Source organism: Streptomyces sp. XY431, assembly GCF_001279805.1.
Lineage (GTDB): Bacteria > Actinomycetota > Actinomycetes > Streptomycetales > Streptomycetaceae > Kitasatospora > Kitasatospora purpeofusca.
In genome coordinates this window covers 1-23451 of record NZ_LGDO01000477.1, presented here as the reverse complement: position 1 = coordinate 23451, position 23451 = coordinate 1, and the positions used below count along the sequence as shown (strand labels likewise).

General features: G+C 73.3%; 21 protein-coding genes and 1 riboswitch. Of the genes, 17 read left to right on the top strand and 4 right to left on the bottom strand.

The features are described 5' to 3' along the window. Positions 1–32: 32 nt before the first annotated feature. On the bottom strand, positions 33–998 hold the full coding sequence (locus tag ADK60_RS30490) for a LysR family transcriptional regulator (RefSeq protein WP_063783301.1): 966 nt from the start codon (positions 996–998) through the stop codon (positions 33–35). A 314-nt stretch (positions 999–1312) separates the two neighbouring features. Here ADK60_RS30490 and ppk2 point away from each other — a divergent pair, with 314 nt between their 5' ends. From ppk2 to rpsD, 3 genes are all read left to right on the top strand, one after another. After that, positions 1313–2098, top strand: a complete 786-nt coding sequence (gene ppk2, locus ADK60_RS30485; protein WP_045938317.1) for a polyphosphate kinase 2 — start codon at positions 1313–1315, stop codon at positions 2096–2098. A gap of 68 nt (positions 2099–2166) precedes the next feature. Continuing rightward, entirely contained in the window at positions 2167–3672 is a 1506-nt protein-coding gene (locus tag ADK60_RS30480; protein WP_234371345.1) for a replication-associated recombination protein A, read from the top strand. Between the two features lie 322 nt (positions 3673–3994). Next, the gene (rpsD, locus tag ADK60_RS30475; RefSeq protein WP_030396046.1) at positions 3995–4609 is read left to right on the top strand and encodes a 30S ribosomal protein S4; all 615 of its coding nucleotides are present in this window, start codon (positions 3995–3997) and stop codon (positions 4607–4609) included. A 102-nt stretch (positions 4610–4711) separates the two neighbouring features. On the opposite strand, the gene ADK60_RS30470 is transcribed toward rpsD, so the two are convergent. Together ADK60_RS30470 and ADK60_RS45225 are read right to left on the bottom strand one after the other, a co-directional pair. Beyond that, a complete protein-coding gene (locus tag ADK60_RS30470; RefSeq protein ID WP_053650266.1) occupies positions 4712–5005 on the bottom strand; it encodes a tetratricopeptide repeat protein in 294 nt (97 codons plus the stop codon). A gap of 125 nt (positions 5006–5130) precedes the next feature. Then, the gene (locus ADK60_RS45225) at positions 5131–7293 is read right to left on the bottom strand and encodes an ATP-binding protein (RefSeq protein ID WP_234371343.1); all 2163 of its coding nucleotides are present in this window, start codon (positions 7291–7293) and stop codon (positions 5131–5133) included. Between the two features lie 265 nt (positions 7294–7558). Between ADK60_RS45225 and ADK60_RS30460 the strand changes: the two genes are divergently transcribed. The 13 genes from ADK60_RS30460 to ADK60_RS30395 all read left to right on the top strand — a co-directional run bounded on the left by ADK60_RS30460 (position 7559) and on the right by ADK60_RS30395 (position 21443). Then, on the top strand, positions 7559–8035 hold the full coding sequence (locus ADK60_RS30460; protein ID WP_045938314.1) for a DUF948 domain-containing protein: 477 nt from the start codon (positions 7559–7561) through the stop codon (positions 8033–8035). 4 nt (positions 8036–8039) lie between these two features. Beyond that, the gene (locus ADK60_RS30455) at positions 8040–8444 is read left to right on the top strand and encodes a DUF6167 family protein (RefSeq protein ID WP_063772405.1); all 405 of its coding nucleotides are present in this window, start codon (positions 8040–8042) and stop codon (positions 8442–8444) included. Continuing rightward, positions 8444–11113 (top strand): alanine--tRNA ligase, encoded by a 2670-nt coding sequence (gene alaS, locus ADK60_RS30450; protein ID WP_053650246.1) that lies wholly within the window; start codon positions 8444–8446, stop codon positions 11111–11113. Before ADK60_RS30455 ends, alaS begins: the two co-directional genes overlap by 1 nt. A gap of 16 nt (positions 11114–11129) precedes the next feature. Continuing rightward, positions 11130–11609, top strand: a complete 480-nt coding sequence (gene ruvX / locus ADK60_RS30445; protein WP_045938321.1) for a Holliday junction resolvase RuvX — start codon at positions 11130–11132, stop codon at positions 11607–11609. Between the two features lie 109 nt (positions 11610–11718). Beyond that, a complete protein-coding gene (mltG, locus tag ADK60_RS41240) occupies positions 11719–13017 on the top strand; it encodes an endolytic transglycosylase MltG (protein WP_063783300.1) in 1299 nt (432 codons plus the stop codon). Positions 13018–13173: 156 nt separating this feature from the next. Next, positions 13174–15147 (top strand): endolytic transglycosylase MltG, encoded by a 1974-nt coding sequence (mltG, locus tag ADK60_RS45220; RefSeq protein WP_159400658.1) that lies wholly within the window; start codon positions 13174–13176, stop codon positions 15145–15147. A 34-nt stretch (positions 15148–15181) separates the two neighbouring features. Then, the gene (locus ADK60_RS30425) at positions 15182–16012 is read left to right on the top strand and encodes a shikimate dehydrogenase (RefSeq protein WP_053650240.1); all 831 of its coding nucleotides are present in this window, start codon (positions 15182–15184) and stop codon (positions 16010–16012) included. A 269-nt stretch (positions 16013–16281) separates the two neighbouring features. After that, positions 16282–17466 carry a chorismate synthase gene (gene aroC / locus ADK60_RS30420; RefSeq protein ID WP_079008809.1) on the top strand — a complete coding sequence of 395 codons (1185 nt, stop codon included), beginning with the start codon at positions 16282–16284 and terminating at the stop codon, positions 17464–17466. Then, the gene (locus tag ADK60_RS30415; RefSeq protein ID WP_053650236.1) at positions 17463–17984 is read left to right on the top strand and encodes a shikimate kinase; all 522 of its coding nucleotides are present in this window, start codon (positions 17463–17465) and stop codon (positions 17982–17984) included. The genes aroC and ADK60_RS30415 overlap by 4 nt, the downstream gene beginning before the upstream one ends. Next, a complete protein-coding gene (gene aroB / locus ADK60_RS30410; RefSeq protein WP_053650234.1) occupies positions 17977–19068 on the top strand; it encodes a 3-dehydroquinate synthase in 1092 nt (363 codons plus the stop codon). The genes ADK60_RS30415 and aroB overlap by 8 nt, the downstream gene beginning before the upstream one ends. An 8-nt stretch (positions 19069–19076) precedes the next feature. Then, complete coding sequence (gene aroQ / locus ADK60_RS30405) at positions 19077–19505, top strand: type II 3-dehydroquinate dehydratase (protein ID WP_030396059.1); 429 nt, start codon at positions 19077–19079, stop codon at positions 19503–19505. 253 nt (positions 19506–19758) lie between these two features. Next, positions 19759–20526: an AAA family ATPase gene (locus tag ADK60_RS30400; protein ID WP_107094754.1), complete on the top strand. Its 768-nt coding sequence runs from the start codon at positions 19759–19761 to the stop codon at positions 20524–20526. A gap of 83 nt (positions 20527–20609) precedes the next feature. Continuing rightward, positions 20610–21443 (top strand): Fpg/Nei family DNA glycosylase, encoded by an 834-nt coding sequence (locus tag ADK60_RS30395; protein WP_045938331.1) that lies wholly within the window; start codon positions 20610–20612, stop codon positions 21441–21443. 30 nt (positions 21444–21473) lie between these two features. Here the strand turns inward: ADK60_RS30395 and ADK60_RS30390 are convergent, their stop codons facing one another. Further along, on the bottom strand, positions 21474–21881 hold the full coding sequence (locus tag ADK60_RS30390) for an ArsR/SmtB family transcription factor (protein ID WP_079008807.1): 408 nt from the start codon (positions 21879–21881) through the stop codon (positions 21474–21476). An 83-nt stretch (positions 21882–21964) separates the two neighbouring features. Further along, positions 21965–22157, top strand: a riboswitch (cobalamin riboswitch). Between the two features lie 32 nt (positions 22158–22189). Here ADK60_RS30390 and nicT point away from each other — a divergent pair. Next, complete coding sequence (gene nicT / locus ADK60_RS30385) at positions 22190–23335, top strand: Nickel transporter NicT (protein ID WP_053650232.1); 1146 nt, start codon at positions 22190–22192, stop codon at positions 23333–23335. Positions 23336–23451 lie beyond the last annotated feature (116 nt).

Below are 23451 nucleotides of genomic sequence, written 5' to 3'. Positions count from 1 at the left end.
GGGCGCTCAGGCGCTCGGACGCCCAGGGTGGTTCAGGGCGTTCGGGGCGTGTCCTCCGACAGGCCCTGCGGCGGGTCCTGGGCCCCCCGCTCGTCGATCCGGTTCCCGAGACCTACCGTGGCCCGGCAGCTGCGCACGAACGCGGCCATGGCAGGTGTCGGCGTCCGGTCCTTCGGCCAGTACAGCCCGACCTGGCTCGGGCTCAACCCCCGCACCGGCCGGTACGCGACATCCTCGCGCGGTGCCAGCCGACTCATTGTCTCCGGGGCGAAGCCGACGCCCTGGCCGCACACCACGGCGGCCAGCCACTCGTCGGTGTTGTGCGCCACCGCGCCGATCCGCACCGGTCGCCCGCCCCGCTCCCGGACCGCCAGCCAGTAGTCCCGCCAGTGCCCGGACTCGTGCGGGATCGCCACGAAGGGCTCGTCGAGCAGCTCCTCGAAGTCGATCACCGCACGGCCGGCCAGCCGGTGCCCGGCCGGCAGCGCCGCGCAGCGCGGCTCCTCGCCCAGCACGGCCACGCTGTAGTGCCGGGCCAGCGAGGGCGGCGCGTGCCAGAGGGTCAGATCGATCTCGCCGGTGGCCAGGCCGGAGGTCGGGTCGAACCAGTTGTTCTGCCGCAGCTCCACCTGCCAGCCCGGCATCCGCCGGGCGAAGTCCGCGACCGTGCGCTGGGTCATCAGATTGATGATGCCGCCCTCGAAGCCCACCCGGAGCGTCGAGCCGTGCTCCGCCGAGGCCGCCCGGGTGGCGCGCAGCGCCTCCTCCCAGCCGGCCATCAGCGCCCCGGTGTGCGCGGCCAGGGTCAGGCCGGCCCGGGTCGGGGTCATGCCGTGCCGCGAGCGTTCGAACAGCTCGACCCCGAGCAGGGTCTCCAGCTGCCGGATCTGCTTGGTCAGCGCCGGCTGGGAGACCAGCAGCCGGGCCGCCGCCGCGGTCAGCTGCCCCTCCTCGCAGACCGCGGCGAAGCCGCGCAGCAGACGGGTGTCGACATCCATGCCCACAGGTTATGGAACCGGCAATTGGACCCGTTCGGCAGGTCTGGGTCATGGTTGGTCGTTCGGTCTTCGGGCCGGTCGACGGGGGAGCCCGGCAGCGACGGTTCAGGGGGCCGCCGGTGCCGGGCCGGAACACCCCGCCGAGCTGCCGCCGCCCGGGCGGGACCTGCGGGAATCCGCCCCAGGACGTACGGTGAGGGATCATCAGCACCCCGCCGAACGGAGGCAGCCAGGTGGCAGCCAAGGCCCAGCGCGAGCAGAGCGAGCCCGAGGGGCGGAGCGGCCCCGACGGAGGGAGCGCCCCGGCCGGACGGCTGGCGAGGAAGCCGTACGAGCGCGAACTGCTCCGGCTCCAGCACGAGCTGGTGAAGCTCCAGGAGTGGGTGCGCGCGGAGGGCGCCCGGCTGGTGGTGGTCTTCGAGGGGCGCGACGCGGCCGGCAAGGGCGGCGCGATCAAGCGGGTGACGGAGTATCTGAACCCGCGCATCGCCCGGGTCGCCGCACTGCCCGCGCCGACCGAGCGCCAGCGCACCCAGTGGTACTTCCAGCGGTACGTCGAGCACCTGCCGGCCGCCGGGGAGATCGTGCTGTTCGACCGCAGCTGGTACAACCGCGCCGGGGTGGAGCGGGTGATGGGCTTCTGCGGCGAGGAGGAGTACTGGCAGTTCCTGCACCAGGCCCCGATCTTCGAGCGGATGCTCTCCGAGTCCGGCCTGCTGCTGCGCAAGTACTGGTTCTCGGTCAGCGACACCGAGCAGGAGCGGCGCTTCCGGGAGCGGCTGGCGGACCCGATGAAGCGCTGGAAGCTCTCGCCGATGGACGTCGAGTCGATCACCCGCTGGGAGGACTACTCGCGGGCCAAGGACGAGATGTTCCTGCACACCGACACCCCGGAGTCGCCCTGGCACGTGGTGGAGAGCGACGACAAGCGGCGGGCCCGGATCAACATGATCGCCCACCTGCTCTCCACCGTCCCGTACCGCGAGGTGGGCCCGCGGCCGATCGAGCTGCCGGAGCGCCCGGCCTCCCAGGGCTACCGGCGGCCGCCGCGGGACCTCCAGAAGTACGTGCCGGACCACGCGGCCCGGCTCGACGGATAGGGGCTGCGGCGGCCGGGCCCGCCCCGGATCCGGGGCGGGCTGTCGGAGGGCTCGCATAGGCTTCCGGTGTGGACGAACCGGACCTCTTCACCGCTGCCGCCGAGGAACGCCAGGCCAAGGAGCCCGGCCGGGCGCCGCTCGCCGTGCGGATGCGCCCGCGCACCCTCGACGAGGTGGCCGGTCAGCGGAAACTGCTCAAGGACGGCTCCCCGCTGCGCCGGCTGGTGTCGGGGTCGCGCGGCCCGGCGGCGACCAGCTCGGTGATCCTCTGGGGCCCGCCCGGCACCGGGAAGACCACGCTCGCGCACGTCATCAGCCAGGCCGTCGAGGGCCGCTTCGTCGAGCTGTCCGCGATCACCGCCGGGGTCAAGGAGGTCCGCGCGGTCATCGACGGCGCCCGGCGCGCGGTCGGCATGTCCGGCCGGGAGACGGTGCTCTTCCTCGACGAGATCCACCGCTTCTCCAAGGCCCAGCAGGACTCCCTGCTCCCGGCGGTGGAGAACCGCTGGGTGACCCTGATCGCCGCGACCACCGAGAACCCGTACTTCTCGGTGATCTCCCCGCTGCTCTCCCGCTCGCTGCTGCTCACCCTGGAGTCGCTGACCGACGAGGACGTCCGGGCGCTGCTGCGCCGCGCGGTCGTGGACGAGCGCGGTCTCGGGGGTGCGGTGGAGCTGACCGCGGAGGCCGAGGACCACCTGGTCCGGCTGGCCGGCGGCGACGCCCGCAAGGCGCTCACCACGCTGGAGGCGGCGGCCGGGGCGGCGCTGGAGCAGGGGGAGGCGGAGATCACCCTCGCCAGCACCGAGACCGCCGTCAACCAGGCGGCCGTCCGCTACGACCGGGACGGCGACCAGCACTACGACGTGGCCAGCGCGCTGATCAAGTCGATCCGGGGCAGTGACGTGGACGCCACGCTGCACTACCTGGCCCGGATGATCGAGGCAGGGGAGGACCCGCGCTTCATCGCCCGCCGGCTGATGATCTCGGCGAGCGAGGACATCGGCCTGGCCGATCCGACGGCGCTGCCGACGGCGGTGGCGGCGGCCCAGGCGGTGGCGCTGATCGGCTTCCCGGAGGCGCGGATCATCCTCTCCCAGGCAGCCATCGCGCTCGCCCTGGCGCCCAAGTCCAACGCCGCCTACCTGGCGATCGACGCGGCGCTCGCGGACGTCCGGCAGGGCCTGGCCGGGCCGGTGCCGCCGCATCTGCGGGACGCGCACTACGGGGGCGCGGGCAAGCTGGGGCACGGCAAGGGCTACCAGTACCCGCACGACCTGCCGGAGGGCATCGCGAGCCAGCAGTACGCGCCGGACGCGGTGCACGGGCGGGCGTACTACCGGCCGACCCGGCGCGGCGGGGAGGCGCGCTACGCGGACGTCGTGGAGTGGACCAGGGGGCGGCTGTGGGGCGAGCCGGCCGGGCCCGCCAAGGCGGTGTCCAAGCCGGAACCGAAGCCGGAACCGAAGCCGGACCCGAAGGCAGAAGCGAAGGCGGAACCCAAGGCGGACCCGAAGCCGGGGTCGGAAGCGGCCCCGGGGAGTGTGGCGGAGGGGGAGCGGGAGGCCGGGTGAGGGGGCCGGTGATCTGCCGGTATACTCGGGCGGAGTGCCATGTCCCGGGACGGCGGTGGGGGAGACCCGACCGACCGGCCGCACCAGCGGGGCAGTGGCCGTAGACCTCCTCCGGGAGGTCCGCACCAGGAGCGTCGCGCACCGTCTCGGTGTCGCGGGCGACCGGTTCCCGGTCCGCCCGTGTGACCAGCACATTCGTGCCCGGCTCCGGAGAGCGGCTGATCGCACTGCCCCAGGGCAGTGGGGTTTTCTCCGGGCCGCGACATGCGACCTCCGTCAACACCTGGTGAAGCCGTAGTCGTCAGTAAGGAAGGTTTGGTTCATGGCGAACCAGAAGCGTCCCAAGGTCAAGATCGCGCGTGCGCTCGGCGTGCCGCTGACCCCGAAGTCCGTCAAGTACTTCGAGGCCCGCCCGTACCCGCCCGGCCAGCACGGCCGTGGCCGCAAGCAGAACTCGGACTACAAGGTCCGTCTGGTCGAGAAGCAGCGTCTGCGCGCTCAGTACGACCTGAGCGAGAAGCAGATGGCCCGTGCGTTCGACCGCGCGAAGAAGGCCGAGGGCAAGACCGGTGAGGCGCTCGTCGCCGAGCTGGAGACCCGCCTCGACTCGCTGGTGCTGCGTTCGGGCATCGCCCGCACCATCTACCAGGCCCGTCAGATGGTCGTCCACGGCCACGTCGAGGTCAACGGCGGCAAGGTCAACAAGCCGTCGTTCCAGATGAAGCCGGGCTTCGTGGTGACCATCCGCGAGCGCAGCAAGGAGAAGGTCCCGTTCCAGGTCGCCCGTGAGGGTGGCAACGCGGGCGAGGGCCAGACCCCGAAGTACCTCGAGGTCAACCTGAAGGCCCTGGCCTTCCGCCTGGACCGCGCGCCGCAGCGCAAGGAGGTCCCGGTGATCTGCGACGAGCAGCTCGTCGTCGAGTACTACTCGCGCTGACCCGCGAGCGGTATCACCTGCGGTACCCAGCGAGCCCCCGTCGCCCTTGTGGCGGCGGGGGCTCGCCCCTGTGCGGGGGAGGTTCTGCCTGTACCGGGTTCGTCAGAGCTGCTCGCCGGTCATCGCGGCGACCAGCCGCAGGTGCGGCCGGGCCTCCTCGTGGCGGCCCTGGCGCTCCAGGGTGCGGCCGAGCATCAGCCGGGCGTAGTCCTCGGCCGGGTCGGCGTCCAGCACCCGGCGCAGTTCCGCCTCGGCCCGGCGCAGCTGGGCGGAGTGGAAGTAGCTGCGGGCCAGCAGCAGCCGGACCGACAGGTTGGCCGGCTCCTCGGCGAGCACCCCCTCCAGCATCCGGGCGGCGTCCGTGTACGCCTTGGAGTCGAAGTAGAAGTTCGCCATGCGGTAGTCGTCGGCGAGGTTGGTGGCCACGGGGGTGCTCCTTCCGTACGGGCCGGTTGTTCCGCCCCCTCCAGCAAGGGACAAGTTTCAACTATTCCCGGGGCGCCGCCGAGCGCCCTCCGGCCTCACCGGCCCACCGGCGAGGGCTGCGGGGCCGGCGGCAGCGGCCCCGGTCCCGGCCGCGCGCCCGGGTCCTCCGGGTGCTCGCCGCCGCCCAGCGCGCGGTGCACGGCGGCGTCCAGGTCGAGCCGGGTGCCGGTGGTGAAGAAGTCGGTGTACTCCTGCTCGGTCAGCCCGGCGCCGGCGCGCTCCTCGCAGGCCCGGTGCGGGCCGTTGAAGGTGCGGGAGCCGAAGAACGGCTTGCCGACCGCCTGCCAGATCCGGTGCGCCGCGCCCTGCAGCACCCGGGCCTCGCGCAGGTCCCCCGGCTCGCCGGGGCCGGCCGGTTCGGTCTCCAGCAGCGCCAGCAGGTCGATCGCCAGCACGATGCCCAGCAGGTCGTTGAAGAGGTGGTTGAGCCGGACGCTCTCCCGGGCCAGCGTCCGGGCCGGGCGGATCTCGCCGTTCAGCCAGTGCGAGTACGCCAGCGCGTACAGCCCGTACGCGTACGCCCACTGCTCGCCGTGCTCCTCGCACAGCTCGCGGATCTGGCCGAGCCACAGCTCGCCGCTGTCCTGGTCGCCCTGGAACAGGTAGGCGATGCCCAGCTCGAACATCGCCATCAGGACGTTGCTGTTGAGCTCGCCGATGGTGCGGTAGTGCCAGAGCGCCTCCTCGAACAGCTCGGCCGCCCGGGCCGGCTCGTCGCCGATCAGCGCCGCGCAGCCCTGCCGGTGCACCGCGTAGGCGAGCGCGCGGTCGTCGCCGGTGGCCAGCGCCTGGCGGCGGCACTCCTCCAGCGCGGGCCGGGCGGAGACCAGGTCGCCCTGGAGGGTGGCCATGTAGCCGGTCACCCAGAGCGCCTTGGCCCGGGCCTCGGTGGGCTCGGGGGCGAGGGCGAGGGCCCGGTCGAGCCAGTGCCGGCCCTCGCCGAGGTGGCTGCAGCCGACCCAGTAGAACCAGAGCGTGCCGGCCATCAGCAGGGCGATCTGCTCCTCGCCCGGCTCGGCCAGGCAGAACTCCAGGGCGGCCCGCAGATTGGTGTGCGCCAGCTCGGTCCGCTCGGCGGTCTCCGCCTGCCGGGGGCCGAACCACTCGACCTCGCCCCAGGTGGCCACGCCCAGGTACCAGTCGCGGTGCCGGCACAGCAGCCGGTGCTCCGCGCCGGCCGCGCGCAGCCAGCGCAGTCCGTACTCGCGGACGGTGTCCAGCAGCCGGAACCGGACGCCGAAGGGGCTGTCCTCGCGCAGCACCACGGACTTGGCGACCAGCTCGGTGAGCAGGTCCAGCAGCTCGTCCGGATCGACACCGTCACCGCCGCAGACGTACTCGGCGGCGTCCAGGTCGAAGCCGCCCGCGAAGACCGAGAGGCGCGCCCAGAGTAAACGTTCCTGCTCCGTGCAGAGCTCGTGGCTCCAGCCGATCGTCGTGCGCAGGGTCTGGTGGCGCGGCAGGGCGGCCGGATCACCGCCGGTCAGCAGCCGGAACCGGTCGTCCAGCCGCGCGACGATCTGCTCCACCGACAGCGCCCGCAGCCGCCCCGCGGCCAGCTCCACCGCCAGCGGGATGCCGTCCAGCCGCCGGCACAGCTGGGCGATCCCCTCCGCGTTCGCGGCGGTGACCGCGAACGACGGCAGCACCGCCCGGGCCCGGTCCGCGAACAGCAGCACCGCGTCCGGCGGGGCCCCCGGGAGGATCGCGCCGACGGTGCCGACCGGCAGCGGGGCCAGGTTCAGCAGGTGCTCCCCGGCCGTCCGCAGCGCCACCCGGCTGGTCGCCAGCACCCGCAGCCCCGGCAGCGCCCGCAGCAGTGCCAGGGCCAGCTCGGCGCAGGCCGGCACCAGGTGCTCGCAGCCGTCCAGCACCAGCAGCAGCCGGCGACCGGCGAGCCGCTCGGTCAGCACCTCCAGCGGCGCCCGCGCCGTCCCGTCGGTCAGCCGCAGCGCCTCCAGCACGGCGTGCCCGAGCAGCCGGCCGTCCTGCACCGGGGCCGCCTCGACCAGCCAGGTGCCGTCCGGGAACGCCCCGGCCGCCCGTGCGGCGGCCCGCAGGGCCAGCCGGCTCTTGCCGACCCCGCCCGGGCCGGTGACCGTCACCAGCCGCCGTTCCGCCAGCAGCAGGGCCAGCTCGGTCAGCTCGTGCTGCCGGCCGACGAAGCTGGTGACCTCCGCCGGGAGCCGCCCCGGCACCGGCCGGTCCGGCCGTGGTGTGGAATCCCGATCCAACCCCTGCTCCCCGTTTCGAGGCCCGGGCCAGGTCGGCCCGGGCGTCCGGCTGGGCCGCGTGGGTGGCGACCTGCCTGGCAGAACGAGGTGACCGGCGGGTAGGTTACGCGCGCGGATCGCACACCCGGTCGGTTCGCCGCGCGCCCCGCGGGGGAAACCCGGTCCGGAAACCCGGTGCGGTCGCGATAGGGTTCCCCTGGGAAACAGCAAGGCGAGGGAGCGCGCAAAGGTGTCCGTGGGAGAGCTGGCCGGTCTGCTCGTCGCCGTGTTCTGGGCGGTCCTGGTCACCCTGCTCGCCGTCGTGCTGGTCCGGCTGTCGCGGGTGCTCAAGGAGGCCACCGTCCTCGTCTCCGCCGTCACCGAGCAGGCCGTGCCGCTGCTGGCCGACGCCGGCGCCGCCGTGCGCAGCGCCAACGAGCAGTTGGAGCGGGTGGACGAGATCACCGCCAACGTGCAGGACGCGGCGGCCAACGCCAACGCGCTCTCCTCCACCGTCGCGGCGACCCTCGGCGGTCCGCTGGTCAAGGTCGCGGCGTTCAGCTACGGCGTGCGCAAGGCCGTCGCCAAGCAGCAGGGCACCGCGACGCTGCCCACCCAGCCGTCCGAGCGCGAGGAACTGGCCCGGCTGATCCGGGCCGAGGTCCGCGCCGCGACCGCGCCGAGGACCGGGCTGCTGTCCCGGGTCCGGCGCGCGGTGAGGAGCTGACGGCATGGTGCGACGCATCTTCTGGATGGCGGTCGGCGCCGGTGCCACCGTCTGGGCCATGAACAAGGCCAACGAGGCCGTGCACCGGCTCACCCCGGACAGCCTGTCCGGCACCGCCGCGCGCGGTGCGCTGCACCTGGGCGACCTGGCCAAGCAGTTCGCCCAGGACGTCCGGACCGGCATGACCGAGCGCGAGGAGCAGCTGCGCGAGGACCTCGGGCTGGACGGCACCGCAGTCGTCGAGCCGCGCCGCAGCGGAGTCCTGCGCGGGGAGCCCCAGTACCGAGCTATCTCGGCGGCGCCCGGTAGCCCGGCCGCCGCCCTGCCTCCGCCCACCCCCCAAGCCATCGAGAAAACGCCCCGGCGCGCGATTCCGCCGCGGGGCGGTACGAACCGGAAGGACCACTAATGGAGTCGGCAGAGATCCGCCGCCGCTGGCTGCGCTTCTTCGAGGAGCGCGGCCACACCGTCGTTCCGTCGGCGTCCCTGGTCGCCGACGACCCCACCCTGCTGCTGGTCAACGCCGGCATGGTGCCGTTCAAGCCGTACTTCCTGGGCGAGGTCAAGCCGCAGTTCTCGCGCGCCACCAGCGTCCAGAAGTGTGTGCGCACCCTGGACATCGAGGAGGTCGGGAAGACCACCCGGCACGGCTCCTTCTTCCAGATGTGCGGCAACTTCTCCTTCGGTGACTACTTCAAGGAAGGAGCCATCAAGTTCGCCTGGGAGCTGCTCACCACTCCCGTCGCGGACGGTGGCTACGGCCTGGAGAAGGAGAAGCTCTGGATCACCGTCTACAAGGACGACGACGAGGCCGAGCAGATCTGGCGTGACGTCATCGGCGTCCCGTCGGAGCGGATCCAGCGCCTGGGCATGAAGGACAACTTCTGGTCGATGGGCGTCCCCGGCCCGTGCGGCCCGTGCTCGGAGATCAACTACGACCGCGGCCCCGCCTACGGCGAGGAGGGCGGCCCGGCCGTCAACGGCGAGCGCTACCTGGAGATCTGGAACCTGGTCTTCATGCAGTACGAGCGCGGCCACGGCGACGGCAAGGACGGGTTCGAGATCCTCGGCGACCTGCCGAGCAAGAACATCGACACCGGCCTCGGCCTGGAGCGTCTGGCCGCCATCCTGCAGGGCGTCGACAACCTCTTCGAGATCGACACCAGCCGGATGATCCTGGACCGGGCCGCCGAGCTGACCGGCCACACCTACGGCGCCGACCACCGGTCGGACGTCTCGCTGCGCGTGGTCACCGACCACATCCGCACCGCGCTGATGCTGATCGGCGACGGCGTCACCCCCGGCAACGAGGGCCGCGGCTACGTGCTGCGCCGCATCCTGCGCCGGGCGATCCGCAACATGCGCCTGCTGGGCGCCACCGGTGTGGTCGCCAAGGACCTCACCGATGTCGCGATCAAGGCGATGGCCCCGCAGTACCCGGAGCTGGAGGCCGACCGCAAGCGCATCGAGACGGTCGTCGTCGGCGAGGAGTCGGCCTTCCTGCAGACCCTGAAGGCCGGCACCAGCCTGCTCGACGCCGCGGTCACCGAGACCAAGCAGTCCGGCGGCGCGGTGCTCTCCGGCGACCAGGCGTTCAAGCTGCACGACACCTACGGCTTCCCGATCGACCTGACCCTGGAGATGGCCGAGGAGCAGGGCCTCCAGGTCGACGAGGCCGGCTTCCGCCGCCTGATGCAGGAGCAGCGGGACCGCGCCAAGGCGGACGCCAAGGCGAAGAAGATGGGCCACGCCGACGTCGCCGCGTACCGCGAGGTCGCCGACAAGTCCGGCGCCAGCGTCTTCACCGGCTACACCCTCACCGAGGGCGAGGCCACCGTGGTCGGCCTGCTGGTGGACGGCGTCCCGGCGCCGGCCGCCTCCGAGGGCGACGAGGTCGAGCTCATCCTCGACCGCACCCCGTTCTACGCCGAGGGCGGCGGCCAGCTCGCCGACCACGGCCGGATCCGGCTGGACTCCGGCGCGGTCGTCGAGATCCGCGACGTGCAGCAGCCGGTGCCGGGTGTGGTCGTGCACTCCGGCGGCGTGCTGTTCGGCGAGGTCGTGCTCGGCGCCTCGGCCTACGCCACCATCGACGTGGACCGCCGCCGGGCGATCGCCCGTGCCCACTCGGCCACCCACCTGACCCACCAGGCGCTGCGCGACGCGCTCGGCCCGACGGCCGCCCAGGCCGGTTCGGAGAACGCCCCGGGCCGCTTCCGCTTCGACTTCGGCTCGCCCGCCGCCGTGCCCGGCAGCGTGCTGACCGACGTCGAACAGAAGATCAACGACGTGCTGACCCGCGAGCTGGAGGTCACCGCCGAGGTCATGACGATGGACCAGGCCCGCAAGGCCGGCGCCATCGCGATGTTCGGCGAGAAGTACGGCGACGAGGTCCGCGTCGTCACCATCGGCGACTTCTCCAAGGAGCTGTGCGGCGGTACCCACGTCGGCAACACCGCCCAGCTGGGTCTGGTGAAGCTGCTCGGCGAGTCCTCGATCGGCTCCGGGGTGCGCCGGGTGGAGGCGCTGGTCGGCGCCGACGCCTACCGCTTCCTGGCCCGTGAGCACACCGTGGTCGCCCAGCTGACCGAGCTGGTCAAGGGCCGTCCGGAGGAGCTGCCGGAGAAGATCTCCGGCATGCTCGCCAAGCTCAAGGACGCCGAGAAGGAGATCGAGCGCTTCCGCGCCGAGAAGGTGCTCGCGGCCGCCGCGGGTCTCGCCGACTCGGCCGAGGACGTGCACGGCATCTCGCTGGTGGCCGCCCGGGTCGCCGACGGCGTCGGCGCGGACGAGCTGCGGAAGCTGGTCCTGGACGTGCGCGGCCGGCTCGGCTCGCGCCCGGCCGTGGTCGCCGCCTTCACCGTGGCGAACGACCGCCCGCTGACCGTGATCGCCACCAACGAGGACGCCCGCGGCCGCGGTATCAAGGCCGGCGAGCTGGTCCGCACCGCGGCCAAGACCCTCGGCGGCGGCGGTGGCGGCAAGGACGACGTCGCCCAGGGCGGCGGCACCGACGCGACCGCGATCGACAAGGCCGTCGTCGCCGTGCGCGGCCTGGTCGCGGAGCGCGCCTCCTGATGGGGTCCGCGTTCTGATGGAGATCGAGGAGAAGCCCTTCCGGCGCGGGCGGCGGATCGCCGTCGACGTCGGGGACGCCCGGATCGGGGTCGCGTCCTGCGACCCCGACGGGGTGCTCGCCACCCCGGTGGAGACCGTTCCGGCCGGGGTGAAGTCGCAGGCCAGGATCGCCGCGATCGTCGAGGAGTACGGCGCGATCGAGGTGATCGTCGGTCTGCCGCGCTCGCTCAGCGGCAAGGAGGGACCGGCGGCGGAGAAGGTCCGCGGCTACGCGGTCCGGCTGGCCAACCGGCTCTGGCCGGTCCCGGTCCGGCTGGTCGACGAGCGGATGTCGACCGTCACCGCGACCCACGGGCTGCGCGCCTCGGGGGTCAAGGCCAAGAAGGGCCGCTCGGTGGTCGACCAGGCCGCCGCGGTGGTGATCCTGCAGACCGCCCTTGAGTCCGAACGGGTGAGCGGACGCCCGCCCGGTGAGAGCGTCGAGGCGGCGGGCTGACCGGCCTGCTCTAACGTCCCGGTGAGGGGCCCGTGCGGACGCGTCCGCACGGGCCCCTCTGCCATTGCCGTCGTGCCGCACGCCGTGCGGACCGCCGAGGGGGCGCGCCGTGACCGACCTGGACCTCACACCCGGCCTGAGCCCCGGGCACCTCGGTGCGCCGGTGATGGAACCGGCGGGCCGTCCGCCGGGCCCGCCCGCCCCGCGCCCCGAACCGCCGGACCCGCACCGGCGGCGCAACGGGCTGGCCTGTCTGCTGACCGCGCTGTCGCTGGTGGTCGTGTTCGGCGGGATCGGGCTGGCGGGCTTCAGCTGGCTCCAGGGGCAGCGCAAGCCGCCGGCCGCCGCCGACTTCGCGGGCGGCGGCTCCGGGTCGGTGCAGGTCTCGGTGCCGGAGGGGGCCGGCCTCAGCCAGATCGCCTCCGCCCTGGTGCGCAACGGTGTGGTGGCCAGTTCGCTGGCCTTCACCCGGGCGGCGAAGGGCAGTGCGGCGGCGGCCGGGCGGATCCAGCCGGGCACGTACACCCTGCGGCAGCGGATGTCGGCGGCCGCGGCGCTGGCCGTGCTGGTCGACCCGGCCAACGCCAACGGTCTGACCATCCCCGAGGGCTGGCGCGGGAGCCAGATCTACGCGGCGATCGACAAGAAGCTGCAGCTGGCCGCGGGCACCACCGAGCAGACGGCCAAGGACCAGGCGGCCGAGCTGGGCCTGCCGGAGAACGCCAACGGCACCCCCGAGGGCTATCTGTTCCCCGCGACCTACAGCGTCACCGAGGACACCACCGCCGCCGAGCTGCTGAAGCAGATGGTCGAGCGGGCCGGCAAGGAGTTCGCCCGGGACGACGCGGAGGTGGTCGCGACCAATCTCGGGCAGAGCCTGTACGGGCTGGTGACCATCGCCAGCATGGTGCAGGGCGAGGCCGACAACTCCGAGGACATGGCCAAGGTCGCGCGGGTGATCTACAACCGGCTGGCCAAGAACATGCCGCTCCAGCTGGACTCCACCATCAACTACGCGCTCGGACGCTCCACGCTCAACACCAGCGTCACGGACACCCGGCTCGACTCCCCCTACAACACCTACAAGCACGCCGGGCTGCCGCCGACCCCGATCTCCAACCCGGGGCGGCAGGCGATCATGGCGGCGGTGGACCCGGCGCCGGGGGACTGGCTGTACTTCGTGACCGTGAAGCCCGGGGACACCCGGTTCACCGACAGTTTCGACGTGCAGCAGAAGAACGTCGCCGAGTTCAACGCGACCCGGGCCGCGAGTCCGTCCGCCACGGCCTCCGGTTCGGCCCCGGCGTCCGGGGCGTCCTCGGGGTCGTCCTCGGGGTCGTCCTCCGGGTCGGCGCCCGCCTCGGCCTCCGCCGGGGCGGGGGCGCCCTCGGGGACGGGCGGTCACTGAGCGCAGCGGCTGCGGCCCCGGCCGGACGGTCGACTGCGGTACGGTAGCGTCTCCGTCCAGGTGTTGCGCTAGCACGCCGGTTCGACAAGCAGCCGGGACGCCGTCCCGGGCGACCGGGCCGATCCTCCGGTCGTCTCCGTCGGTATAAGGGGATCAATGACCGATCTGGGTCGGGGCTACGGCCCCCAGGGCTCCGAGCCGTGGCATCCGGGCGACCCCGGGTACGGCGGTCAGCAGCCGGTCCCCGGCCAGCAGGACGGGCAGTGGCAGCAGCATCCCCAGCAGCAGCAGCAGTACGGCGACGGCGGCCAGGGCATGGGGCAGCAGGACTATCCCCAGCAGCAGGGCGTTCAGGGTCAGCAGCAGCAGTACGGCGGCGGCCAGCAGGGCTACCCCCAGCAGGGGACGGGCCAGCAGGGCTATCCGCAGCAGGGCGTTCAGGGTCAGCAGCAGTACGGCGGCGGCCAGCAGGGGTATCCCCAGCAGCAGGGCTATCCGCAGCAGCAGCAGAGCATGGGTCAGCAGGGCTACCCGCAGCAGGGGATGGGCCAGCAGGGATACCCCCAGCAGCAGGGCATGGGCGGTCAGCAGGGCTATCCGCAGCAGCAGGGCGGCCAGGGTCAGCAGCAGCAGTACGGCGGCGGCCAGCAGGGCTACCCGCAGCAGCAGATGCCGCAGCAGGGCACGCCCCAGCAGCAGATGCCCCAGCAGCAGTTGCCCCCGCAGGGCGGGCCGCAGCAGGGTGCGCCGGGCGTCCCCGGCCGGGGCGTTCCGGCGGAGCAGAAGCAGCCGGCCGCCGCGCGGCAGGCAGGGCCCGGGCCGGACGGCATCGACTGGGAGGCGGAGGCCGCCGCGCTGGAGGCCGGGGCCGACCCGGTCGGCGCCGGCGAGGAGGCCGGGCACGCCGAGGGCGAGTGGGACGGCCACGAGGGCGAGTACGCCGAGGACGAGTACCGCGGCGACGGCTCCGACGAGGACGGGAACGGCTTCCTCGGCGAGCAGGACCAGTCCCGCGAGGCCAAGAAGAAGCGCAAGGAGAACGGCAAGAAGTCGGGCCGGCGCAACGGCGGCGCCTGCCTGGTGGTCGCCCTGGTGCTGCTCGGGATCATGGGCGGCGCCGGCTGGTGGGGCTACGGCTTCTACAAGGACCACTTCGGCCCGCCGCCGGACTTCCCCGGCCCGGGCAGCGGTTCGGTCAAGGTCGAGATCAAGCAGGGCGCGGCCGGCAGCCAGATGGGTCTGGCGCTGAAGCAGGCCGGCGTGGTCAAGAGCGTCGACGCCTTCAGCAAGGCCTGCGAGAAGAACGTCAAGTGCACCACCATCCAGCCCGGCACCTACAGCATGCCGACGGAGATGTCCGCCGACGGCGCCGTGCAGTTCCTGGTGGACGCCAACGGCGGTGAGAAGCTGATCGTCCAGGAGGGCCTGACCGCCGCGGCCACCTACGTCAAGATCGACGACAAGCTGAAGCTGGCCAAGGGCACCACCGCGGCCGTCGCCAAGGAGCAGGTGGGCACCCTCGGCCTCCCGCCGTACGCCAACGGCAACATCGAGGGCTTCCTCTGGCCGACCCGTTACTCGATCACCGAGGGCATGAAGCCCGAGGAACTGCTCAAGCAGATGGTCAAGAACGCCGTCGACCGCTACGCGGGCCTGGACGCCGAGGCGTCGAAGATCGGGCTGAAGACCGGCTACGACGTGGTCATCGAGGCCAGCATCCTGCAGGCCGAGGGCAACAACCCCGAGGACTTCGCCAAGATGGCCCGGACCATCCAGAACCGGCTGGCCGACAAGGGCAAGGTCAACGGCAAGCTCGGCATGGACACCACGCTGCAGTACGCGCTGGGCCGCAAGACGCTGGACAAGCGGGACATCAACGACGCGTCCAACAAGTACAACACCTACTACAACGCCGGCCTGCCGCCGACCCCGATCTCCAACCCGGGCGACGCCGCGCTGAAGGCGACGCTGAACCCGGCGGACGGCAAGTGGCTGTACTTCATCGCGATGTCGCCGACCCAGACCCTGTTCGCGGACACGGACGCGGAGCACGCCAAGAACGTCGAGTCCTACTGCCTGGCGGCGGGGCAGAAGTTCGACGCGGCCTCGGTCCACTGCACCACCAAGTGACGACCGCCGGGAGGCGGCGGAGGAAGTGAGCAGCGTGACCAGCAAGCACCGGGCGGCCGTCCTCGGCTCGCCGATCGCCCACTCGCTCTCGCCCGCCCTGCACCGGGCCGCCTTCGCGGCGCTCGGTCTGGACGGCTGGCGCTACGACCGGTTCGAGGTCGACGAGGCCGGCCTGCCCGGCTTCGTCGCCGGGCTGGACGAGGCCGAGTGGACCGGCTGCTCGCTGACCATGCCGCTGAAGCGGGCGGTGATCCCGCTGCTCGACGAGGTGAGCGACACCGCCCGGACGGTCGACGCGGTGAACACCCTGGTCTTCACCGCCGACGGCCGGCGCGAGGGCCACAACACGGACGTGCCCGGCCTGGTCAACGCGCTGCGTGAGCGCGGCATCACCGAGGTGCCGGCGGCGGCCGTGCTCGGCGCCGGGGCCACCGCCTCCTCGGCGCTGGCCGCGCTGGCCCGGCTCGGCGCCCGCGAGGTGACCGTCTACGTCCGTACCCCCGAGCGGGCCCGGGAGATGGCCGCGCTGGGCGAACGGCTCGGCGTGGCGGTGCGCACCGCCGACTGGGAGCGCGGCGCCGAGGCGCTGGCCCATCCGCTCACCGTGGCCACCACCCCGGCCGGGGCGACCGACGCCTTCGCTGCGGGGCTGACCGCCGGGCCGGGCGCGCTGTTCGACGTGCTGTACCACCCGTGGCCGACCGCGCTGGCCGCCGCCTGCGCGGACCGCGGGGCGACCGTGCTGGGCGGCCTCGACCTGCTGGTGCACCAGGCGGTACTGCAGAGCGAGCTCTTCACCGGGCGCACCCCCGGTCCGCTGGCGGCGATCCGCGCGGCCGGCGAGGCGGCGCTCGCGACGGGCTGACCGCCGCCCGCGCCGTGGGTGGTGCACGGACGGTGTGCGTCCGCGGTGCGCCCACCGTGTCCGTACTGTGCCCGGGGTGTGGCGGCGTCCCGCCGGTGGGCCGACGGCCCCGCGGTGACCGGCCATTCCCGTCCGCCGGTCGGCCGAATGCTGTCCGGTGATCGGACTCCAGGTCCGGTCGGCCGTTCGGCATGAAAGGATTCGGGGAGAGAAGGCACGCCCGGACGGGTGCGGCAGCCCCGCGCCGGTCCGCTGATGAAGGAGCTCCGTTGGGTACGTTGCGCTGGCTGACGGCGGGGGAGTCGCACGGCCCCGCACTCGTCGCGACGCTGGAGGGCCTGCCCGCCGGTGTACCGGTCACCACCGCGGTGGTGGCCGACGCCCTGGCGCGCCGCCGGCTCGGTTACGGTCGCGGCGCACGGATGAAGTTCGAGCAGGACGAGGTGACCTTCCTCGGTGGCGTCCGGCACGGGCTCACCATGGGCAGCCCGGTGGCCGTCATGGTCGGCAACACCGAGTGGCCCAAGTGGGAGCAGGTCATGTCGGCCGACCCGGTCGACCCCGAGGTGCTGGCCGGTCTCGGCCGCAACGAGGCGCTGACCCGCCCGCGCCCCGGCCACGCGGACCTGGCCGGCATGCAGAAGTACTCGATCGACGAGGCCCGCCCGATCCTGGAGCGCGCCAGCGCCCGCGAGACCGCCGCCCGGGTCGCGCTCGGCGCCGTCGCCCGCTCCTACCTCAAGGAGACCTGCGGCATCGAGATCGTCAGCCACGTGGTCGAGCTGGCCGCCGCCAAGGCCCCGGCCGGGGTGCTGCCGCTGCCCTCCGACGAGGCGAAGCTGGACGCCGACCCGGTGCGCTGCCTGGACGCCGACGCGTCGAAGGCGATGGTCGCCGAGATCGACCAGGCCCACAAGGACGGCGACACCCTCGGCGGCGTCGTCGAGGTCCTCGCCTACGGCGTCCCGGTCGGCCTCGGCTCGCACGTGCACTGGGACCGCCGCCTCGACGCCCGGCTGGCCGCCGCGCTGATGGGCATCCAGGCGATCAAGGGCGTCGAGGTCGGCGACGGCTTCGACCTCGCCCGCGTCCCCGGCTCGCAGGCGCACGACGAGATCGTGCCGGGCCCCGACGGCGCCAAGCGCGTCTCCGGCCGCTCCGGCGGCACCGAGGGCGGCCTGTCCACCGGCGAGCTGCTGCGGGTGCGCGCCGCGATGAAGCCGATCGCGACCGTCCCGCGCGCGCTGCGCACCGTGGACGTGCGCACCGGTGAGCCCGCCAAGGCGCACCACCAGCGCTCCGACGTCTGCGCGGTGCCGGCGGCCGGCATCGTCGCCGAGGCGATGGTCGCCCTGGTGCTCGCCGACGCGGTGAACGAGAAGTTCGGTGGCGACCACGTGTCGGAGACCCGGCGCAACGTGCGGAGCTACCTCGACAACCTGATCGTCCGATGACCACTCCGGTCCTCGTGCTGGTCGGCCCGCCCGGCAGCGGCAAGTCCACCGTCGGGCAGGTCGTCGCCGAGCGCCTCGGCGTGGGCTTCCGGGACACCGACGCCGATATCGAGGCGCGGGCCGGCAAGCCGATCCCGGACATCTTCGTGGACGAGGGCGAGCCGCACTTCCGCGAGCTGGAGGAGGCGGCCGTGCGCGCCGCGGCCGGGACCCACACCGGGGTGCTGGCGCTCGGCGGCGGCGCGGTGATGGCCGGGCCGACCCGGGAGCTGCTGCGCGACCTGCCGGTGGTGTTCCTGGAGGTCCCGCTCGCCGACGCGGTCAAGCGGGTCGGCCTGGACGCCCCGCGCCCGCTGCTGGCGGTCAACCCGCGGGCCCGCTGGCGCGAGCTGATGGAGGCCCGCCGCCCCCTCTACCTGGAGGTGGCCACCGCCGTCGTCGACACCGCCGGCCGCACCCCCGAGCAGGTCGCGGACGCCGTACTGGAAGCACTGGAGCTGAAGACCCCCCATGACTGACACCACCGTCAGGATCCACGTCGGCGGAAGCGCCGGCCACGACCCGTACGACGTGCTGATCGGGCACCAGCTGCTCGGTGAGCTGTCCCCGCTGATCGGGACCCGCGCCAAGCGGGTCGCGATCATCCACCCGGAGGCGCTGTCCGCCACCGCCGACGCCGTCCGCGAGGACCTGGCCGGCGAGGGCTACGAGGCGATCGCGCTGCAGGTGCCGAACGCCGAGGAGGCGAAGAGCGCCGAGGTGGCCGCGTACTGCTGGTCGGTGCTCGGGCAGACCGGGTTCACCCGCAGCGACGTCGTCGTCGGTCTCGGCGGCGGTGCCACCACCGACCTGGCCGGCTTCGTCGCCGCCACCTGGCTGCGCGGGGTGCGCTGGATCTCCATGCCCACCACGCTGCTCGGCATGGTCGACGCGGCGGTCGGCGGCAAGACCGGCATCAACATCGCCGAGGGCAAGAACATGGTCGGCGCCTTCCATCCGCCGGTGGGCGTGCTGGCCGACCTCGGCACCCTGGAGACCGTGCCCAAGCACGACTACGTCTCCGGGCTCGCCGAGGTCATCAAGTGCGGCTTCATCGCCGACCCGGTCATCCTCGACCTGATCGAGGAAGACCCCGAGGGTGCCAGGACCCCGGCCGGGCCGCACACCGTCGAGCTGATCCGCCGCGCCATCCAGGTCAAGGCCGATGTGGTCTCCGGGGACCTCAAGGAGTCCGGGCAGCGCGAGATCCTCAACTACGGCCACACCCTCGGCCACGCCATCGAGCGCAACGAGCGGTACAAGTGGCGGCACGGCGCGGCGATCTCGATCGGCATGGTGTACGCCGCCGAGCTGGGCCGCCTCGCCGGGCGGCTGGACGACGAGACCGCCGACCGGCACCGTTCGGTGCTCGCCTCGGTCGGTCTGCCGCTCACCTACCGCGCGGACGCCTGGCCGAAGCTGCTGGACGCCATGAAGATCGACAAGAAGTCGCGCGGCGACCTGATCCGCTTCATCGTGCTGGACGGCCTCGCCAAGACCTCCGTGCTGGAGGGCCCCGACCCGTCGCTGCTGGTCGCTGCCTACGCGGAGGTGTCCGGGTGACCAGGGTGATGGTGCTCAACGGCCCCAACCTGGGCCGGCTGGGCAGCCGCGAGCCCGACGTCTACGGCGCCACCTCCTACGCCGGGCTGGTCGAGCGCTGCACCGCGCTCGGCAAGGAGTTCGGCTTCGAGGTCGAGGTGCACGAGACCAACTCCGAGCAGCAGATGGTGGAGTGGCTGCACGAGGCCGCCGACGGCCGGGTGCCGGTGGTGATCAACCCGGGCGCGTTCACCCACTACTCGTACGCGATGCGGGACGCCGCCGCGCAGCGAACCGCGCCGCTGGTCGAGGTGCACATCTCCAACCCGTACGCCCGGGAGACCTTCCGGCACACCTCGGTGATCGCCGCGGTGGCCTCCGGGACGATCGCCGGGTTCGGGATCGGTTCGTACGAGCTGGCCCTGCGGGCGCTCGCCGAGCAGCTCGCCGCGGGCTGACGGCGCCTCGGGGCCGGGCCCGGCCGGTGGCCGGTGGCGGTGCGGCGGTGGGCTGTGTCCACCGCCGCACCGCCGTGTAGTGTCCCGCTGAAGGAAGTCGGGAGGTGCCGTGACGCAGTACGCCGGGGGTGGATCCGTCCCCCCACGTCCCGTCGCCCCGCCGGTGCCGGGGTATCCGGTGGCGGCCGGGACGGTGCCTGTTCCGGGGGCCGGGCCGGTCGTTCTTCCGGTGGCCGCGCGGGTGGTCGTTCCGATGGCCGTTCCGATGGCCGTGCCGGGGGTAGCTCCGGTGGCCGCCTCGACCGACTCCTCGGGGCCGCCGACCGTTCCGCTGCCGGTGCTCCCGTCCCCTCCGCCCGGCCCCGCGCCCGCCCCGGTGCCCGCGGGCTCCACCGGGCACTTCCTGCTGCCCTCCGGCGCGCCCGTCCAGCTGCCCGCCCGGCCGCCGCAGCAGCACGCGCCCGCCGGCCCGATCGCGGTGCTGCTGATCGGTCCGGCCGGTGCCGGCAAGACCACCGTCGCCCGGCACTGGGCCGAGCGGCGCCCCACCCCGACCGCGCACATCAGCCTCGACGACGTCCGGGAGTGGGTGCAGTCCGGCTTCGCCAACCCGCAGTCCGGCTGGAACAACGCCTCCGAGGCGCAGTACCGGCTGGCCCGCCGGACCTGCGGCTTCGCCTGCCGCAACTACCTCGCCAACGGCATCTCCTGCATCATCGACGACGCGGTCTTCCCCGACCGCCCGGCGATCGGTCTCGGCGGCTGGAAGCGGCACATCGGGCCCGGCATGATCCCGGTGGTGCTGCTGCCCAGCCTCGACTCGGTGCTCCACCGCAACGCCCGGCGCAGCGGGAACCGCCGGCTCGGCGACGAGGAGGTGGCCCGGATCCACGGCCGGATGGCCGGCTGGTACAACTCCGGGCTGCCGATCATCGACAACTCCCACCTCGACGTGGCCGCCACCGCCGCCGAGCTCGACCGGGTGATCCTGGCCCGGCTGATGGGCATCCCGGTCCGCTGAGGGGCCTGTGCGCCCGGCGGGTCTGTCGGTGCCGACTGCGATGATGGACGGGTCCTGAACGTTCGACCGGGGGAGTCGCGCCCGTGCCGGAAGGCCACATCATCCACCGCCTCGCCGCCGAGAACCAGCGTGCCTTCGGCGGCCGGGCGGTCCGTGCCAGCAGCCCGCAGGGGCGGTTCGCGGACGGCGCCGAGCTGATCGACGGACGGGAGCTGGAGGCGGCGGAGGCCGTCGGCAAGCACCTGTTCCTCGGCTTCGGCGAGGACGCCTGGGTGCACATCCACCTCGGCCTGTACGGGGGCTTCACCTTCGGCGCGATCGGCGACGGCCCGGTGCCGGCGCCGGTCGGCCTGGTCCGGCTGCGGCTGGAGAACGACGAGCACGTCGCCGATCTGCGCGGCCCCAACACCTGCGCGCTGATCACCGGCGCCGAGAAGGCCGCGGTGGCCGCCAGGCTCGGTCCCGACCCGCTGCGCGCCGACGCCGACCCGGACGCCGCCTGGCGGCGGATGGCGGCCAGCCGGACGACGGTCGCCGCCCTGCTGATGGACCAGAAGGTGCTGGCCGGGGTGGGGAACGTCTACCGCGCCGAGGTGCTGTTCCGGCACGGCATCGATCCGCACCGGACGGGGCGGGAGCTGCTCCGGGCCGAGTGGGACGCGATCTGGGCCGACCTGGTCGCGCTGATGCGCGAGGGCGTCGGCGCGGGGCGCATCGACACGGTGCGCCCGGAGCACACCCCCGAGGCGATGGGCCGTCCGCCGCGGGTCGACGACCACGGCGGCGAGGTGTACGTCTACCGCCGGGCCGGGATGCCGTGCCTGGTCTGCGCCACCGAGGTCCGGGCCGAGGAGCACGCCTCCCGCAATCTGTTCTGGTGCCCGTCCTGCCAGCCGGCCGGTACCCCGGCTCGCTGACGGGGCCGCCGTCCGGGCGACCGGCCGGGGTCAGCCGGTCGCCACGTCGTGCTCGGAATGCTCGGAATGCTCGTGGTGCTCGGGGGTGTCGACGGCGCACGCGTCCAGCAGGGGGCGCAGGTCCGCGTCCACGAGCCGGTAGCGCACGACACGTCCCTCCTTCTCGCCGGTCACCACCCCGGCCGTCCGGAGCAGCCGCAGGGCCTGGGAGACGGCGGGGTCGCGCATGCCGGTGGCGACCGCCAGGTCGGTGACGGCGAGCGGCCCGGTGCGGTGCAGCGCGAGCAGCAGGGCGAGGCGGCCGGGGTCGGCGAGCAGCGAGAAGCGCTCGGCCCAGGAGCGGACGTGGGCGGTGTCGCCGATCGCCGCGATGGCCTCGCAGACCCGGTGCCCGTCGATGGTGCGGTGGCCCGCGCGGTCGGCCGGTACGAGATGCATACGGGCCATTCTCGCAGGCGGGGCGCTGTGATCCTGGACACCTGCGCAGGTGCGCAGCCTTGCAAGGGTTGCCGCCCGCCCCCTACGGTGTTGCCCGCCGTGGTGCTCGGGAAGACCGGTGACGGACCCTCAGGGGTCCCAGTCCGGAGCGGCCCTCGCCACTGTGATCGGGGGGAAGTGTCCGTACCCATCTCGCCACTGGGCGCCTCGCGCGCCTGGGAAGGCGGGTACGGGAGCCCCGTCAGCCAGGAGACCGGCCGCGGCATCTCACGAAGTATTTCCACGAGGTGCTGGAGCGTGATCCCAGGATGACCCTGCCCGAAACCGTCGCCGCCCCGGCGGCGCCCACCGCCCTGCCCACCTTCCGATGGCGGCGGGAGGACACCGTAAGGACCGCCGGCCTGATGGGCGTGATCCTGGCCATGCACGTGGTGGCCTTCGGAACGCTGATCTTCCTGGTCGCACCGGAGAAGTACGAGGTGGGCACCCAGGTCTTCGGGGTGGGCCTGGGCATCACCGCGTACACCCTCGGCATGCGGCACGCCTTCGACGCCGACCACATCGCGGTGATCGACAACACCACCCGGAAGCTGATGGCGGACGGCAAGCGGCCGGTCTCGGTCGGCTTCTGGTTCGCGCTCGGCCACTCCTCGATGGTGGTGCTGATGGCCGCCCTGGTGGCGGGCGGCGCGCAGCTGGCCAGCACCCTGATGGACGACGAGTCCACCACCCACCAGTGGTTGGGCATGGTCGGCACCTCGGCCTCCGGGGCCTTCCTCTACCTGATCGGCGCGCTCAACCTGGCCGCGCTGTTCGGCATCCTCAAGGTCTTCCGCTCGATGCGGGAGGGCCGGTTCGACGAGGCCGAGCTGGAGGACCACCTCAACTCGCGCGGCCTGCTGGCCCGGGTGCTGAACCGGGCCACCCGCTCGATCACCCGCCCCGGCCAGATGTTCCCGGTCGGCATGGTGCTCGGCCTGGGCTTCGACACCGCGACCGAGGTCACCCTGATGGTGATGGCGGGCTCCGGCGCGGCCTCCGGCCTGCCCTGGTACGCGATCGTCTGCCTGCCGCTGCTGTTCGCGGCCGGGATGAGCCTGTTCGACACCCTGGACGGCACCTTCATGAACTTCGCCTACCAGTGGGCGTTCTCCAACCCGGTGCGCAAGGTGTACTACAACCTGACCATCACCGGACTGTCCATCGCGGTGGCGTTCATCATCGGGACCATCGAACTCGTCGGCGTGCTGCACGAGAAGCTGGACCTCACCGACCCGGTGACCGGCTGGATCGCGGACATCACCCTGGACAACGTCGGCTACGCCATCGTCGGCCTGTTCGTCGTCGTCTGGGCCGCCGCCATCGCCTACTGGCGCCTCGCCGGGGTCGAGAAGAAGTGGGCCGCCCCCGCCCCCGCCGCTGCTTCGGCCCCTGCCCCGGCCCCCGTCGAGTAGCCCGCCGGGCCCGGGTGGGGGCGTTCGGCGGGCGGATCGGGGGCGGGGGTCGTAGGCCCGACGCATGGCTGATGCGAAAGCGGGGCGGGGGGGGGGGGGGCCGGGGCCCCCCGGGG

Coding starts and splice junctions, on each gene's coding strand:
- ADK60_RS30490 (WP_063783301.1), bottom strand. CDS start 998: ATGGATGTCGACACCCGTCTGCTGCGCGGCTTCGCCGCGGTCTGCGAG.
- rpsD (WP_030396046.1), top strand. CDS start 3,995: ATGGCGAACCAGAAGCGTCCCAAGGTCAAGATCGCGCGTGCGCTCGGC.
- ADK60_RS30470 (WP_053650266.1), bottom strand. CDS start 5,005: ATGGCGAACTTCTACTTCGACTCCAAGGCGTACACGGACGCCGCCCGG.
- ADK60_RS30455 (WP_063772405.1), top strand. CDS start 8,040: ATGGTGCGACGCATCTTCTGGATGGCGGTCGGCGCCGGTGCCACCGTC.
- alaS (WP_053650246.1), top strand. CDS start 8,444: ATGGAGTCGGCAGAGATCCGCCGCCGCTGGCTGCGCTTCTTCGAGGAG.
- ruvX (WP_045938321.1), top strand. CDS start 11,130: ATGGAGATCGAGGAGAAGCCCTTCCGGCGCGGGCGGCGGATCGCCGTC.
- mltG (WP_159400658.1), top strand. CDS start 13,174: ATGACCGATCTGGGTCGGGGCTACGGCCCCCAGGGCTCCGAGCCGTGG.
- ADK60_RS30415 (WP_053650236.1), top strand. CDS start 17,463: ATGACCACTCCGGTCCTCGTGCTGGTCGGCCCGCCCGGCAGCGGCAAG.
- aroB (WP_053650234.1), top strand. CDS start 17,977: ATGACTGACACCACCGTCAGGATCCACGTCGGCGGAAGCGCCGGCCAC.
- aroQ (WP_030396059.1), top strand. CDS start 19,077: ATGGTGCTCAACGGCCCCAACCTGGGCCGGCTGGGCAGCCGCGAGCCC.
- ADK60_RS30400 (WP_107094754.1), top strand. CDS start 19,759: ATGGCCGTTCCGATGGCCGTGCCGGGGGTAGCTCCGGTGGCCGCCTCG.
- ADK60_RS30390 (WP_079008807.1), bottom strand. CDS start 21,881: ATGCATCTCGTACCGGCCGACCGCGCGGGCCACCGCACCATCGACGGG.
- nicT (WP_053650232.1), top strand. CDS start 22,190: ATGACCCTGCCCGAAACCGTCGCCGCCCCGGCGGCGCCCACCGCCCTG.